Raw genomic sequence first — 14,901 nt, forward strand, 5'->3', positions numbered from 1 at the left:
GATCTGCCGGTCCCACCCGGTTCGAGGACAACGCGGCGGGCCAGGAAGTCGGCACGTGACGGTCCTGCGGGGCGACAAGAAGGGGGGACCGACGGCACGAACCTGCCCGAGGCGATTCCCGACGCGCACCACGGCCTCGACGTGGCAGCGGTCGGCACGGGGCCCGGTTGCCTGGTGCAGCATCAGTGCGCGCCGCTGCCTGCGCCAAGGCTGCGACGTCACGCCTCAGGCGCCGGCTCCCGGCGGGCTCCGCCCCGGCCCACCTGGGTGCGGACCGCGCCGATGCTTGCCGCGATGACCAGGGTGATGGCGGCGGCCTCCGGCAGGGAGAGGGACTGGCCGAGGATCAGAAAGCCGGCGGTGGCCGCTATCGCCGGCTCGAGGCTCATCAGGATCGCGAACGTGGAGGCGGGCAGGCGGCGCAGGGCGAGCAGCTCGAGGGTGTAGGGGAGGACCGAGGAGAGCAGGGCCACCGCCGCGCCGAGGGCGAGGGTGGCGGGGTTCAGCAGGCGGGTGCCCGCCGAGGTGATGCCGAGAGGGAGGAAGAGGAGCGCGGCCACCGCCATCGCCAAGGCCAGGCCGTCCGCCTGGGGGAAGCGGCGGCCCGTACGGGCACTGAAGAGGATGTAGAGCGCCCACATGGCGCCGGCGCCCAGGGCGAATCCGACACCTATGGGGTCGAGGCTGCCGAAGCCTCCGCCGCTCAGCAGGAAGACGCCGAGCAGGGCCAGGGCCGCCCACAGGGCGTTGATCGCACGGCGGGAGGCGAGGGCCGAGAGGGTCAGAGGGCCGAGGACCTCCAGGGTGACCGCCGGACCCAGCGGGATGCGGGCGACCGCCTCGTAGAAGAGGCCGTTCATGCCACCCATGGCGACACCGAACGCGATCACCGTGCCCCAGTCGGTGCGCGAGTGGCCGCGCAGCCGGGGGCGGCACACCACGAGGAGGACCGCAGCCGCCGCGAGCAGGCGGAGGGTGACGACGCCCAGGGCGCCGGCCCTCGGCATCAGGGTCACCGCGAGGGCGCCGCCGAACTGGACCGAGATGCCGCCGGCCAGGACGAGGCCGACGGGGCCGAACGAGCCGAAGCGGCGCGGTCCTTGGACGGGGGTGACCGTAGTCGGCGTGGTGGTGCTGGAGGTGGCGGTCACGGGCGGTCCTGTGCTTGATCGGGTTCGTTCATCTCGATGTACTACCGGGTCCAGGGTAATGGACCTCGACAGGTGCGTGAACCCTTTAAGGAGCTGTCCCGGATGATGGGACACCGGCGCGGCGGATCCCGGTCGGACGGCAGGCCACACCTCCTCGTCACGGAAGAGGGGACGACCGCCCGGGAGCATGGCGGGCGCCGGGGCGGTGATGCAGGGGGCGGGGCAGCCGTACTGCTGGTGGTACACCGGCACCTGCTCGGTGACCGGCGCCGGGGACTGCCCCTCCCACAGCGGCATGCGCAGTTCGCCGGTGTCCGTCACCGCGTCGTTCTGCGAGCGGTGCAGCCGTTCGTGGGCACCACCCCGGGCCGAGGAGGCACCAGTGGGCGCCGGTGCGGCCGTAGGGCATGCCGACGCTGCCCGGGTCGACCACCGGACGGCCGTGCGCCAGGCGGACGTGGGAACGCTAACGTGCCGTATTCCTCGGTCATTTCACGCCCGCCGCCCTCGCCGTCCTGCGTCACCCCGCGTGCCCCCGTCACTTCACTCCCCCGGTCACGCCGCGTCTCCCGCCGAATCGCCAAAATCGTCCAGCGCCTGCGCCAGGACCTCCGCCAGATGCCGGCCCCGCACCCCGGCCAGCTGTTCCAGCTGGGTGCGGCAGGAGAAGCCGTCGGCCAGGATCACCGTCTGCGCGGACGCCCCCCGGACCGACGGCAGGAGCTGTTCCTCCGCGCAGGCCTTCGACACCTCGAAGTGGCCCTTCTCGAAACCGAAGTTGCCCGCCAGGCCGCAGCAGCCCCCGCTCAGCTCGCCGGTGAGGCCCGCCGCCTCGCGCAGCCGGCGGTCGGGGGCGTCGCCGAGCACCGCGTGCTGGTGGCAGTGGGTCTGGCCGGCGACCGGGCGGTCCACGGCGGGGGGACTCCAGTGCGGGGCGTACCTCTGGAGGGCCTCGGCGAAGGTGACGATTGCCGACGAGAGGCGGGCGGCACGAGGATCGTCGTGGAGGAGTTCCGGCAGGTCGGTGCGGAGGGCCGCCGCGCAGCTCGGCTCCAGGGCGACGACCGGCGCTCCGGCCCGCAGCACCGGTTCCATCAGGTCCAGGGTGCGTCGCAGGACCGCACGGGCCTGGTCGAGCTGGCCGGTGGAGACATAGGTGAGGCCGCAGCAGACCCGGGCCCGGCGAGCGGTGAGCAGCGCGGCGGCCGACCTTCGCCGGCCGGCGCCGATCCCGTCCCCGCGCACCAGCAGCGTCGGCGGCAGGGCCACGCGCAGCCCGGCATCCTCCAGCACCCGCACGGCGGCCCGGCCGACGGACGGCGACAGATGCTCGGTGAAGGTGTCCGGCCACAGGACCACCAGCCTGCCGCTGCCGTGCTTCGCAGGCTTCCGGCTGCGCCACCACCCGGTGAACGTCCGTGTCGCCAGCCGGGGAATCTCCCGCTCGGACGCGATTCCACCCAGGCGTCTGCCGACGGCGGCCAGCGGGGCGAGCGAGGCGAGGGTGTTGAACAGTGGGGCCGTGCGGGTGGCGGCCACCCAGCGGAGCCACCGCGGCAGGCGGCCCATGCTGAGATGGGCTGCGGGGCGGCGACGGCCGGCGTAGTGGTGGTGGAGGAACTCCGCCTTGTACGTGGCCATGTCGACGCCGACCGGGCAGTCGGAGCGGCATCCCTTGCAGGACAGGCACAGGTCGAGGGCGTCGCGCACCTCGATCGAACGCCAGCCGTCGGTGACGGGCTCGCCGGCCAGCATCTCGTGCAGCAGCCGGGCCCGGCCGCGCGTGGAGTGCTCCTCCTCGCCGGTCGCCCGGAAGGAGGGGCACATCACGGCCGATCCGGACACCGTCGCCGTCCGGCACTTGGCGACGCCGACGCAGCGGCGGACGGCGGCGCGGAAGTCGCCGCCGTCGGCCGGATAGCCGAAGGTCACGTCCACCGGTTCGCGGGGCAGCACCGAGAAGCGGAGGTTGTCGTCCAGCCGGGCCGGGCGGACCAGCATCCCGGGGTTCAGGAGGTCGTCCGGGTCCCAGAGCGCCTTGGCCCGCTCGAAGAGGGACACCAACTCGGCACCGTACATGCGCGGCAGCAGTTCCGCGCGGGCCTGTCCGTCGCCGTGTTCCCCGGACAGTGAGCCGCCGTGCTGCACCACCAGGTCGGCCAGTTCCTCGGAGAAGCGGCGGAAGCGGCCGATGCCGGCCCCGGTGAGCAGGTCGAAGTCGATCCGGACGTGGATGCAGCCGTCGCCGAAGTGGCCGTAGGGCGTGCCGCGCAGCCCGTGCGCCGACAACAGGGCGCGGAAGTCCCGCAGATAGGCGCCGAGCCGGACGGGTGGCACCGCGCAGTCCTCCCAACCGGGCCAGGCCTCGCTGCCGTCGGGCATCCGGGTGGCCGTGCCGCTCGCGTCCTCGCGGATGCGCCACAGGGTGCGCTGGGCGGCCGGCTCCGTCACCACCAGGGAGTCGGCCACGTCGGCCGCGTGGACGATCGCCTCGGCACGCGCGCGTGCCTCGGCCGTCGACTCCCCGCCGGTCTCCACGAACAGCCAGGCGCCCCCCTGGGGCAGTCCGGCCGGGGAGCGCACCAGGTCGGCCGCCATCCCCTCGACGGTGAGCGGCCCGTGGGCGAGCAGGCCCGACGCGGCCTCGGCGGCCGTGCTCTCGTCGCCGTATCCCAACACGGCCAGGGCACGCGCGCGGGGGGCCGGAACCAGCCGGACGACCGCCTCGGTGAGGATGCCGAGAGTGCCCTCGGAGCCGCAGAAGGAGCGGGCCACGTCGGCGCCCTTCTCGGGCAGCAGCGCGTCCAGCGCGTACCCGGAGATGCGGCGGGGCAGGTCCGGGAAGCCGGTGCGCAGCCGGGCCAGGTCCCCCTCGACCAGCGCGCGCAGGCCTTCCGGTGCCCCGGCCCAGTCCCGCCCGAGCCGCAGTCGGGCGCCCCGGGCGGTCACCACCGACAGTTCGCGCACGCTGTCGGCCGTGGTCCCCCAGGCCACCGAGTGCGAGCCGCAGGAGTTGTTGCCGATCATCCCGCCGAGCGTGCACCGGCTGTGCGTGGACGGGTCGGGGCCGAAGCGCAGGCCGTGCGGGGCGGCGGCCTCCTGGAGCCGGTCGAGGACCAGCCCCGGCTGGACGACGGCCGTACGGGTGGTGGGATCCAGCTCCAGCAGGCCGTTCATGTGCCGGGTGAAGTCCAGCACCACGCCCGTGCCGGTCGCCTGCCCGGCGATCGACGTGCCTCCGCCGCGCGCCACCACCGGCACCCGGCGTGCCCGGCAGACCTCGAGCACGGCGGCCACGTCCTCGGTATCTCTCGGGGCGACCACGCCCAGCGGGACGCGCCGGTAGTTGGACGCGTCCATGGTGACCAGCGCCCGGGAGGTGGTGTCGAAACCGACCTCGCCCCGGACGGCAGCGCGCAGCTCCGCTTCGAGACCCGAGTGATCCGTCATGCGTCCAGGATGCATCCGCTCACGCACAGTCACCGAGCGTTTTCCACAGCCCCCTGCATATCGTCGTATGAATTCACGAGTCCGCTGCACGGCGATCTCGTCTCATCGGACGGACACGGTTCCGCCCGGTTTCGCCCACCGGATACCCTCCGAGTCGTGGCCGACATCCAGATTCCCGCTGACATCAAGCCCGCCGACGGACGTTTCGGCGCGGGCCCCTCCAAGGTGCGCACCGAGGCGCTCGACGCCCTCGCCGCGACCGGAAGCTCCCTGCTCGGCACCTCCCACCGCCAGGCGCCCGTCAAGAACCTGGTCGGCAAGGTCCGCGAGGGGATCTCCGAACTGTTCTCCCTGCCCGAGGGCTACGAGGTGATCCTCGGCAACGGCGGCTCGACCGCCTTCTGGGACATCGCCACCCACGGTCTGATCGAGAACAAGTCCCAGCACCTGAGCTTCGGCGAGTTCTCCTCCAAGTTCGCCAAGGCCGCCAAGCTCGCCCCGTGGCTGGCCGAGCCCACCGTCGTCTCCACCGACCCCGGCACCCACCCCGAGGCGCGGGCCGAGGCCGGCGTCGACGTCTACGCCTTCACCCACAACGAGACCTCCACCGGTGTCGCCATGCCGATCAAGCGTGTGGCCGGCGCCGACGAGGGCGCGCTCGTCCTCGTGGACGCCACCTCCGGCGCGGGCGGCCTCCCGGTCGACGTCGCCGAGACCGACGTCTACTACTTCGCCCCGCAGAAGTCGTTCGCCTCCGACGGCGGCCTGTGGATCGGCATCTTCTCCCCTGCCGCGATCGAACGCGCCGAGCGGATCCACGCCTCCGGCCGGCACGTCCCGGAGTTCTTCAGCCTGCCCACGGCGATCGACAACTCCCGCAAGAACCAGACGTACAACACCCCGGCCCTCGCCACTCTCTTCCTGCTGAACCAGCAGCTGGAGTGGCTCAACGCACAGGGCGGTCTCGCCTGGTCCACGGCCCGCACCAAGGACTCCTCGACCCGCCTGTACTCCTGGGCGGAGGAGTCCAAGTACGCCACCCCGTTCGTCGCCGACCCGGCCAAGCGCTCGCAGGTCATCGGCACGATCGACTTCTCCGACGAGATCGACGCGGCCGCCGTCGCGAAGGTGCTGCGCGCCAACGGCATCGTGGACACCGAGCCGTACCGCAAGCTCGGCCGCAACCAGCTGCGCATCGCGATGTTCCCGGCGATCGACCCGGCGGACGTCGAGGCGCTGACGCACTGCGTCGACTACGTGATCGAGAAGCTCTGACCTCACGCGTGGGACCATGAGCGGCGCCCGGTGCGACAGGCACCGGGCGCCGCTCATGTGCCGATCTCGATGCCGCCGGTGTCCAGCTGCAGGCCGCGGAGCGCGTCGTTCGGTCAGGGGGTTCCGGCGGGCGCGGAAGCCCGGGCGAGTTCCGAGGTCCCGGTGGAGGAAGCGGTCCCGGCGGACTCGGGCGTCTCGGTGAACAGGGCGAGGACCCGCTCGACCGTCTCCGGTGAGGCGTCGTGCACGGTGGTCACGACACCGCTGTGCTCCAGGGTGAGCCGCGGTGACCGGGGCGCGCGGAGCGCCGGCCGGTCAGGGCGACGAGCAGGCAACCGAGGGCGGTCGCGTCGGTCACCACGACGTTGGCGAAGTCCAGGTCCCCGCCGCCCATGGTGCCGGGTCCGGACATGGCGCCCGGCGACTCGGGCCCGCCGCGAGCCGGCGCCGCGAGGACGCCTCGAGTCCGGCGCCGGACGCCGTATCTCCCCCGGTCCCGATGCCCGGCTCCCTCCGCCCCGGCTCCCCTCACCCGGTCGCCCTGACCCCCGTCATCGCGGGAGGCGACGGCACCGGGTGGCCGACGCCTGCCGGGACCGGGCCGCCGGACGCCTCAACTCCCGCGCCGCAGCCGCCGCAACCCGAACAGGGCGGCCAGCCCGACGGCGACGACGACGGCGCCGACCTTCAGGCCGTCACCGCTCCCCTTCGAGGACGCGGCCGATGAACCACCGCCCTCGGAAGGCGCCTCGGCCGCGGCGCGGCCGGGCGCGTCCTGCGCCACGACCTCGCTGCCCGCGCCCTCGCTGCTGTAGAGCAGCTTGGTCCCGTCGGCGGAGTAGGTGACGCCCTCGCCCTGTCGCTGCAACGGCACGTCGAGCCGGCCCTCGCGTCTGATACGGCCGCCGTTCCAGTCGTAGGTGATGCCGCCGAAGTAGCCGCGCACGACGAGCTGCCGTCCGTCCGGGGAGAACGCCGCGTCCGTGGCCCACAGGTCGACGGGGGCGATCGGCCGGAAGACGTTCGTGCCGGACGTGGAGAGGGCGGCCGGGCCCTCGTAGAGGTGTCCGCCGTTCTCCTTCTTGTCGATGATGTAGACCCGTCCGGTCTTCGGATGAACCATCAGCGACTCGGCGTCGCGCGGCCCGTTCGCATACTTCACGACGTACTGCGTGGCGGTGACCGTCTGGTCCCGCAGCTCCTTCGGCTCGGGCAGCCGGTAGATCCACACGTAGGGCCACTTGCCGCCGAGGTTGTCGCCGATGTCGCCCAGGTAGATCTCGTCGTGCGGCCCGATCGAGATGGCCTCGACGTCACGCGGGGCGCCGATGCCGCGCAGGGTGACCCGGGCGACCGTCCTGCCGGTGCGGCTGTCCACGGCGTAGATGTACGGCCCGTCACCGCTGTCGTTGTGCGTCCAGTAGACGCCGGGGTGGAGGCGGGAGGCGGCGAGTCCGCTGGACTCGTCGATGCGCGGGTCCTTGAAGGTGAACCCCTGGTCGCCGTCCGCGCCGGCGGCGGAGGCGGGCAGCGCGCAGGCGCCGGCGAGCAGCAACCCGGCGAGGACGGCGGACGATCGACGCATGTCCCAAGCCTGCCACCCCGTGCGGCGGTTCACCCGGCGGGCTGCCGTCGCTGTCCGCCGGACGTGGTGGGCCTCACACCCCACCGGCGCGCGGGATCGTCCATCATGAGCGGATGCTCAGGTTCATGCCCGTAGGTGACTCCATGACGATCGGGAGCGCGGGCGAACACACGTGGCGTTACCGGCTGTGGCGGCATCTGTGCGAGACGCACGGCGGCCCGTTCACGTTCGTCGGCCCCCGTGAGGAGCTCTACGACAAGTCCGCCGAGGCACCGACGTCGTACGACTACGCCGACCCGGACTTCCCCCGCCGTCACCTGGCCGGCTGGGGCGAGGGCTGGCTGCACATGGCCCCGCTGATCGGCGAGGCGGTACGGCGGCACCGGGCGGACGTGCTGCTGGTCTCCCTCGGGCTCATCGATCTGGGCTTCTACACCGACGCCGAGCAGACGGCCGAGAACGTGCGCGCCTTCGTCACCGGCGCCCGCGAGGCGAACCCGCGGATCCGCATCGTCCTCCTCCCGGTGATCCCCAACATCCGGGCCGAGATGGACGCCCCCTTCGCCACACAGGTGGACCTCTTCAACGTCCTTCTGGCCAAGTGCGCGGCCGACCTGGACGAACCCAGGTCCCCGCTGCTGCTGGCCTCACCGCCGGAGGAGTACGACATCCACGTCGACACCTACGACGGCACGCATCCCAACGCGGCCGGGGAGCACCGGATCGCGGGGGCGTTCGCGGGAGCGATGTGGGAGGCATGGGGGATCGGACGGACGTACGCGGCCTGAATGGCACCGTCACCGGGAGACGCCGGAATTGGTTCCCCCGCGGCTGACACGCCGGACGCCGGGCTGCGGTCCATGACCTACGGCTGCCTCGCCTCCGTGAGGACCATCCCCGGCTCCCGCGACGCGGTCGTGACGAGCCTCCCGCTCGGTGAACCCGCCCATGAGCAGCGGCACGGCCTTCCCGGCCGGCGATCGCGGGCGGGCTCGGTCTCCGAGCCGGAACGTCTCCGGCCGAAAGCCCTTGCTTAGAGCGCACTTCAAGCCGTTGGCTAGAGGACCATGAAGTACACGCAGCTTGGACGCACGGGACTCAAGGTCAGTCGGCTCGTCCTCGGGACGATGAACTTCGGGCCGCAGACGGACGAGGCCGACAGCCACGCGATCATGGACGCCGCCCTCGACGCGGACATCAACTTCTTCGATACCGCCAACGTGTACGGCTGGGGCGAGAACAAGGGGCGGACCGAGACGATCATCGGCAACTGGTTCGCCAAGGGCGGCGAGCGCCGCGACAAGGTCGTCCTCGCCACCAAGGTCTACGGGAACATGGGCGCCGACGGGCAGCCGGCCTGGCCCAACCACGACAAGCTCTCCGCGCTGAACATCCGGCGCGCCGTGGACGCCAGTCTGAAGCGGCTGCAGACCGACTACATCGACCTCTACCAGTTCCACCACATCGACCGGAACACCCCGTTCGAGGAGATCTGGCAGGCCATCGACACCCTGATCCAGCAGGGCAAGATCCTCTACGTCGGCTCCTCCAACTTCCCCGGCTACAAGATCGCCCAGGCCAACGAGGTCGCCGCCCGTCGTGGCGGCACCATCGGCCTGGTCAGCGAGCAGTGCCTGTACAACCTCGCCGAGCGGCGCGCCGAGATGGAGGTCGTTCCCGCCGCGCAGGACTACGGCCTCGGGGTCATCCCGTGGTCGCCGCTGCACGGCGGTCTGCTCGGCGGCGTGATCAAGAAGGAGGTCCGGGGCGGGCGCCGCGCCTCCGGCCGGGCCGCGGACACTCTCAAGGACCCGGCCGTCCGCGCCCAGGTCCAGGCGTACGAGGACCTCGTCGACAAGCACGGCCTGGAGCCCGGCGAGGTGGCCCTGGCCTGGTTGCTGACGCGGCCGGGTGTGACCGGTCCCATCGTCGGCCCGCGTACGGCCGGGCAGCTCGAGTCGGCGGTCAGGGCGGCCGAGCTGGAGCTGGGCGAGGAACTCCTGGCGGGCCTGGACGAGGTCTTCCCGGGCCCGGGCCCGTCCCCGGAGGCCTTCGCCTGGTAGGGCGGATCACTCGTCGGCGACGTGAGGGGCGGCGGGCTGCATGCGATGTGCGGCTCCGCCGCTGTCGAGAGCGACTACTTCACGGCCGCCGCCAAGGCCACCACCACGAACATCAGCACAAGTACACCGGCCATGATCCGGTTTCGGGTTTTCGGGTCCACGTCATCGAGCGTAACCGGACCCGCCCAGCGGCCAGCGGCCGACCGCCTCGTACCGGGGCTGCTCTCCCTCCACCCCCGAGCGCGGCAGATTGCTCCGCACCAGCACCAGCTCGCTCACCGTCCAGCTCGGGCTGGTGAACGCGCGGAGCAGCTCGACGTACGGCCGTACGTCCACCCCGGCCCTGCTGCGCGCCACCGTCAGGTGCGCCTTGTACCGCCGGTGCTCCTCCATCGGCACGCCCGCCTTCCGCGCCGCCGACTCGGCCCGTTCGGCCAGCAGCCGCATCGTCTCCACCTCGCCGTGCGCGCCGGTCCACAGGGCCTTGCCGTGGCCGAACTGGCCACCGCCGGACAGGGCCAGCGTGAAGGGTGCCGTGCGGTGGGCCGCCCGTGCCAGGCGGTCCGACAGGTCCGGTACGAGGGGTTCGTCGACCTCGCCGTAGAAGGCGAGGGTGAAGTGCCAGCCGGGCCGGTTGGTCCAGCGCAGCCGCTCCGCGCCGGGCAGCCGCTTCAACCGGGCCACTTCGGCGGCGAGTTCGTGGACGACGTGCTCCGGGGGGAGCACCGCGGCGAAGAGTCTCATGCCCTCACCTTCGCAGAGCCGGCGGACGGGACGAGCGCATGACGATCAGCCCGCCCGGACAGGCCGGGGCTTTCCCGTGAGGATCGGCGTTCGGCGCGGGAGGGTGCCGAGCAGGCCGTGTGCCGCGTCCTCGATCCCCGTGGCGAGCCGGGCACCGCCCGTGCAGCCGGACCGGGCGGCGCCCCGCTGCAGGTCCGCACGCGCCGTCGATCACGAGCGCCCGCCGGCGCGACCCTCAGGGTTCCCCCGACAGGACGCGACGCAGAAGACGACCTCGCGCTCCCGGAAGCCGTGATCGGCCCGGCACTGGCGCCCTCGACCCCGGACCGCGCGACAGCGGCGAGCCCACCGACCGCGCCGCAGGCCGGCACGACCGCCGTCCGCCACCGCACGCGGGAACGGGATCTCGGGGCCGATGCCGGTGATGCGTGATGCCATGGGGATGTGCTGCCCAGCCCGGAGTACGGTGTCTCCTACGCCGCCGTGGCCAGCCGCTCCCGGTTCCTCGACTCGAACCGGACCCGCGGATGGCCGTGGTGCCAGCCCACTGTCAGGCGAAGACCGCCGACGCGGGCCAGGATCAGGCCGATGCCGGCGGCGGCCGCGGCCGAGACGACGCCGCCGAGGGCGAAGCCGATCCGGGCGCCGTAGGTGTCGGTGATCCAGCCGACGACGGGCGCGCCCAGCGGCGTACCGCCCATGAACACCATCATGAACAGGGACATCACCCGGCCCCGCATGGCCGGGTCGGTGGCCATCTGCACGGCGGTGTTCGCGGTGACGTTCACCGTCAGGCCGCAGACCCCGATCGGCACCATCAGCAGCGCGAACAGCCAGTACGACGGCGCCACCGCGGCCACCACCTCCAGCGTGCCGAAGGCCAGCGCGGCGGCGGTCAGGACGCGCAGCCGGGCCGTACCGCGCCGGGCGGCCAGCAGGGCACCGCACAGGGAGCCGACGGCCATCAGGGTGTTGAAGAGGCTGTAGGAGCCGGCGCCGGAGTGGAAGACGTCGTCCGCGTAGGCCGACAGCCACACCGGGAAGTTGAAGCCGAAGGTGCCGATGAAGCCGACGAGGACGATCGGCCAGATCAGCTCGGGCCGCCCGGCCACGTAGTGCAGGCCCTCGCGCAACTGGCCCTTGCCGCGCGGGGTGCGCTCGACGACGTGCAGTTCGCGGGCGCGCATGAGCAGCAGGCCGCCGATCGGCGCGACGAAAGACAGGCCGTTGGCGAGGAACGCCCAGCCGGTGCCCACCCCGGTGATCATCACGCCGGCGACGGCCGGGCCGACCAGGCGGGCGGACTGGAAGTTCGCGGAGTTCAGGCTGACCGCGTTCTGCAACTGCTCGGGCCCGACCATCTCGGAGACGAAGGACTGCCGGGCCGGGTTGTCCACCACCGTGGCGAGACCCACGGCGAAGGCGGCGACGTAGACGTGCCAGACCTGGACATGGCCGGAGAGCGTGAGGAAGGCCAGCGCCAGGCCTGTCACGGCCATCGAGGACTGCGTGACCAGCAGCGCGGGGCGCTTGGGGAGCCGGTCGACCAGGACACCGCCGTAGAGGCCGAAGAGCAGCATCGGCAGGAACTGCAGTGCCGTCGTGATGCCCACCGCCGCGGAGGAACCGGTGAGGCTGAGGACGAGCCAGTCCTGGGCGATGCGCTGCATCCAGGTGCCGGTGTTGGAGACAGCCTGGCCGAGGAAGAAGAGGCGGTAGTTCCGGATCTTCAGCGAGCTGAACATCGAGGACTTGCGGGCGGTGGGGGTGGTAGTGGCGGTCGGTGCGGGGGCGGAAGGTGTTCCGGATCCCGTACTCAAAAGGATTCGCCTCCTCTGTTTCCGGTCGTTCGCCTCCGGGCGCTTTCGGCCGGTGCCGGACGGCTCACTCCTCGGACGGCTTGCTTACAGGTGTGCGAGCTTCTCCAGCACGGGGGCGGCGGCGCGCAGTGCGGCCCACTCGTCCTCGTCGAGGCTCTCGACCAGGCCGGCCAGGAAAGCGTTGCGCTTGCGGCGGCTCTCCTCGAGCATCGCCTCGGCCTGCTCGGTCTGGGTGACGACCTTCTGGCGCCGGTCCTCGGGGTGCGGCTCCAGCCGGACCAGCCCCTTGGCCTCGAGCAGCGCGACGATGCGGGTCATCGACGGAGGCTGGACGTGCTCCTTGCGGGCGAGCTCTCCCGGGGTGGCCGAGCCGCAGCGGGCGAGGGTGCCGAGCACCGACATCTCGGTGGGGCTCAGCGACTCGTCGACCCGCTGGTGCTTCAGCCGACGGGACAACCGCATCACGGCGGAGCGGAGAGAGTTCACGGCGGCGGCGTCGTCGCCATGGGTGAGGTCCGGCATGTTCTTTAGGGTATCTCATTACCCTACCTAAGTACCACCGCGACACGCCCTGATGCCAGTGATACCCGCCACGGAGGCCTTCGATCACCCGTATGAGTGAGTCGGTTCCGGAAAGTGACGCATCGGCGCGCCGGATACGGGGACCCTCGTACGCATGGGGACCACCGTGCTCAGCCTGCGGATAGACGGGGAGCTGCTCGAAAGGCTCCGGCACCACGCGGCGAAAAGAGGAATGAGCGTGCAGGACTATGTGGTCCGCACGCTCATCCGGGACGACTTCGACGAGCGGTTCCAGGCCGCCGTCGAGGAGACGGAGAAGTTCTACGGCGTCACGTGACGCCCACCGGTCAGGTGAGACCCAGGGCCGGCATCAGGTAGTAGAAGGCGAAGACCGCCGACACGGCGTACATGGGCACCGGGATCTCGCGGGCCCGGCCTGCCGCCAGGCGCAGGACGGTGAAGGTGATGAAGCCCATGCCGATGCCGTTCGTGATCGAGTAGGTGAACGGCATCATCAGCATCGTCACGAACGCCGGGATCGCGATCGTGTAGTCGGCCCAGTCGATCTCCTTGACCGAGTTCGACAGGATCAGGAAGCCGACCGCGATCAGCGCCGGGGTCGCCGCCTGGGACGGGACCATCGTGGCGACCGGGGTGAGGAACAGCGCCACGGCGAAGAGGCCGCCCGTGACGACGTTCGCCAGGCCCGTGCGGGCGCCCTCGCCGACACCGGCCGTGGACTCCACGAACGCGGTGGTGGCCGAGGAGGAGCTGGCGCCGCCCGCCGCGACCGCGAGGCCGTCGATGAACAGGACCTTGTTGATGCCCGGCATGTAGCCCTCGGCGTCGGTCAGCTTCGCCTCGTCGCCGACGCCCATGATCGTGCCCATCGCGTCGAAGAAGCACGACAGCAGGACCGTGAAGACGAACAGGATGCCGGTCAGCACGCCGACCTTGGAGAAGCCGCCGAACAGGCTGACGTGGCCGACCAGGCCGAAGTCGGGGGTGGCGACCGGGTTGCCGGGCCACTTCGGGACGGTCAGGCCCCAGGACGGGATCGTCGTGACCGCGTTGAGGATCACCGCGAGGACGGTCATGCCGACGATCGAGATCAGGATCGCGCCCGGCGCCCTGCGGACGAGCAGCGCGAAGGTGAGCAGCACGCCGAGGATGAAGACCAGCACCGGCCAGCCGTGCAGGTGACCGCCCACGCCGAGCTGGACCGGGACCGTGGTCTGCGCGGCGTCCGGCATGCGCGTGATGAAGCCGGAGTCGACCAGGCCGATCAGCATGATGAACAGGCCGATACCGATCGAGATCGCCTTGCGCAGCCCGAACGGCACGGCGTTCATCACGCGCTCGCGCAGGCCGGTGGCGACCAGCAGCATGACCACGATGCCCGCGAGGACGACCATGCCCATCGCGTCAGGCCAGGACATCCGGGGCGCCAGCTGCAGCGCGACGACCGAGTTCACGCCGAGGCCCGCGGCGAGCGCGATCGGCACGTTGCCGATGACACCCATCAGGAGGGTGGTGAACGCGGCCGTCAGCGCGGTCGCCGTCACCAGCTGGCCGTTGTCCAGATGGTGCCCGTACATGTCCTTCGCGCTGCCGAGGATGATCGGGTTCAGCACGATGATGTACGCCATCGCGAAGAAGGTGGCGAAACCGCCACGGATCTCACGGGCGACGGAGCTGCCGCGCTCGGAGATCCTGAAGTAGCGGTCGAGGGCGCCCTGGCCGGGCGCACCGCCCGGGATTTCGGGGGTGGGGACCTTGGCGGGTGCCGAGGTGGACATGCTTTACCTCATCACCGACGGGGTTCCCCCGAGCCCCGTTGGAGTTTCATACGAACAGAAGTGGACACAGACAAAACCGTTTCAGTATGAACGTATGAGTCGTAGATCGCTATCTCCGCGCGTAGACCTGATCGCCTCGTAAGCTGTGCGGTATGGCCAAGTGGACCCCCAAGCACGAGGCGCCGGAGCCCCTGGAGGGCCCGGTGGTCGCCACCGTCACCGGCGGGACGATCGTCTGGTTCGTCCTGTTCCTCGTGCAGCTTCCCTTGTACGGCTGGTTCGAGAACCACGGCCATCTGTGGTGGCTGTGGACCTGCCTGGCGGGCGGCGGGCTGGGGCTGATCGGGATCTGGTACGTCAGAAGGCGGGACGCCGCGATCAAGAGGGCGGCGGCGCCGCGGTCGACGACGGCCGCATAGCTTCACGCCGGCCGCGACGGCCCCGGCCCTGTTTCCGCCGGAAAGCAGGCAAGGGGGCAAATCGGCACGTACC

14 protein-coding genes and 1 pseudogene are annotated in these 14,901 nt (G+C 71.6%); 5 read left to right on the plus strand and 10 right to left on the minus strand.

The genetic code is table 11. The features are described from left to right. Positions 1-218: 218 nt before the first annotated feature. The 3 genes and pseudogenes from AC5WRT_RS01760 to AC5WRT_RS01770 form a co-directional block, all read right to left on the minus strand. Positions 219-1,151, minus strand: a complete 933-nt coding sequence (locus AC5WRT_RS01760) for an EamA family transporter (protein ID WP_496091847.1) — start codon at positions 1,149-1,151, stop codon at positions 219-221. A 361-nt stretch (positions 1,152-1,512) separates the two neighbouring features. Then, a pseudogene (locus tag AC5WRT_RS01765) lies at positions 1,513-1,608 on the minus strand (metallophosphoesterase family protein); the annotation flags it as partial. A gap of 98 nt (positions 1,609-1,706) precedes the next feature. After that, the gene (locus AC5WRT_RS01770) at positions 1,707-4,601 is read right to left on the minus strand and encodes an FAD-binding and (Fe-S)-binding domain-containing protein (protein WP_496099857.1); all 2,895 of its coding nucleotides are present in this window, start codon (positions 4,599-4,601) and stop codon (positions 1,707-1,709) included. 156 nt (positions 4,602-4,757) lie between these two features. Here AC5WRT_RS01770 and serC point away from each other — a divergent pair, with 156 nt between their 5' ends. Further along, the gene (gene serC / locus AC5WRT_RS01775; RefSeq protein ID WP_496091849.1) at positions 4,758-5,876 is read left to right on the plus strand and encodes a phosphoserine transaminase; all 1,119 of its coding nucleotides are present in this window, start codon (positions 4,758-4,760) and stop codon (positions 5,874-5,876) included. Positions 5,877-5,989: 113 nt separating this feature from the next. Here serC and AC5WRT_RS01780 read toward each other — a convergent pair whose 3' ends face one another. From AC5WRT_RS01780 to AC5WRT_RS01790, 3 genes are all read right to left on the minus strand, one after another. Next, a complete protein-coding gene (locus AC5WRT_RS01780; RefSeq protein ID WP_496091850.1) occupies positions 5,990-6,133 on the minus strand; it encodes a hypothetical protein in 144 nt (47 codons plus the stop codon). After that, complete coding sequence (locus AC5WRT_RS01785) at positions 6,130-6,288, minus strand: hypothetical protein (RefSeq protein ID WP_496091851.1); 159 nt, start codon at positions 6,286-6,288, stop codon at positions 6,130-6,132. The genes AC5WRT_RS01780 and AC5WRT_RS01785 overlap by 4 nt, the downstream gene beginning before the upstream one ends. A gap of 201 nt (positions 6,289-6,489) precedes the next feature. After that, a complete protein-coding gene (locus AC5WRT_RS01790) occupies positions 6,490-7,461 on the minus strand; it encodes a WD40 repeat domain-containing protein (RefSeq protein ID WP_496091852.1) in 972 nt (323 codons plus the stop codon). A gap of 113 nt (positions 7,462-7,574) precedes the next feature. Between AC5WRT_RS01790 and AC5WRT_RS01795 the strand changes: the two genes are divergently transcribed. After that, positions 7,575-8,249, plus strand: a complete 675-nt coding sequence (locus AC5WRT_RS01795) for a GDSL-type esterase/lipase family protein (protein WP_496091853.1) — start codon at positions 7,575-7,577, stop codon at positions 8,247-8,249. A 279-nt stretch (positions 8,250-8,528) separates the two neighbouring features. After that, a complete protein-coding gene (locus tag AC5WRT_RS01800; RefSeq protein ID WP_496091854.1) occupies positions 8,529-9,524 on the plus strand; it encodes an aldo/keto reductase in 996 nt (331 codons plus the stop codon). 162 nt (positions 9,525-9,686) lie between these two features. On the opposite strand, the gene thpR is transcribed toward AC5WRT_RS01800, so the two are convergent. The 3 genes from thpR to AC5WRT_RS01815 form a co-directional block, all read right to left on the minus strand. Continuing rightward, positions 9,687-10,268, minus strand: coding sequence for an RNA 2',3'-cyclic phosphodiesterase (gene thpR / locus AC5WRT_RS01805; protein WP_496091855.1), 582 nt, complete (start codon positions 10,266-10,268; stop codon positions 9,687-9,689). A 473-nt stretch (positions 10,269-10,741) separates the two neighbouring features. Then, entirely contained in the window at positions 10,742-12,088 is a 1,347-nt protein-coding gene (locus tag AC5WRT_RS01810) for an MFS transporter (protein WP_496091856.1), read from the minus strand. 84 nt (positions 12,089-12,172) lie between these two features. After that, the gene (locus AC5WRT_RS01815; protein ID WP_496091857.1) at positions 12,173-12,610 is read right to left on the minus strand and encodes a MarR family winged helix-turn-helix transcriptional regulator; all 438 of its coding nucleotides are present in this window, start codon (positions 12,608-12,610) and stop codon (positions 12,173-12,175) included. A 154-nt stretch (positions 12,611-12,764) separates the two neighbouring features. Here AC5WRT_RS01815 and AC5WRT_RS01820 point away from each other — a divergent pair, with 154 nt between their 5' ends. Continuing rightward, on the plus strand, positions 12,765-12,947 hold the full coding sequence (locus AC5WRT_RS01820) for a ribbon-helix-helix protein, CopG family (RefSeq protein ID WP_496091858.1): 183 nt from the start codon (positions 12,765-12,767) through the stop codon (positions 12,945-12,947). A 10-nt stretch (positions 12,948-12,957) separates the two neighbouring features. On the opposite strand, the gene AC5WRT_RS01825 is transcribed toward AC5WRT_RS01820, so the two are convergent. Then, positions 12,958-14,409 carry an NCS2 family permease gene (locus AC5WRT_RS01825; RefSeq protein WP_496099858.1) on the minus strand — a complete coding sequence of 484 codons (1,452 nt, stop codon included), beginning with the start codon at positions 14,407-14,409 and terminating at the stop codon, positions 12,958-12,960. Between the two features lie 152 nt (positions 14,410-14,561). On the opposite strand from AC5WRT_RS01825, the gene AC5WRT_RS01830 reads away from it, so the two are divergent. Beyond that, positions 14,562-14,828: a DUF2530 domain-containing protein gene (locus tag AC5WRT_RS01830; RefSeq protein ID WP_496091860.1), complete on the plus strand. Its 267-nt coding sequence runs from the start codon at positions 14,562-14,564 to the stop codon at positions 14,826-14,828. Positions 14,829-14,901: the final 73 nt, after the last annotated feature.

It is taken from the genome of Streptomyces sp. NTD91 (assembly GCF_059510455.1).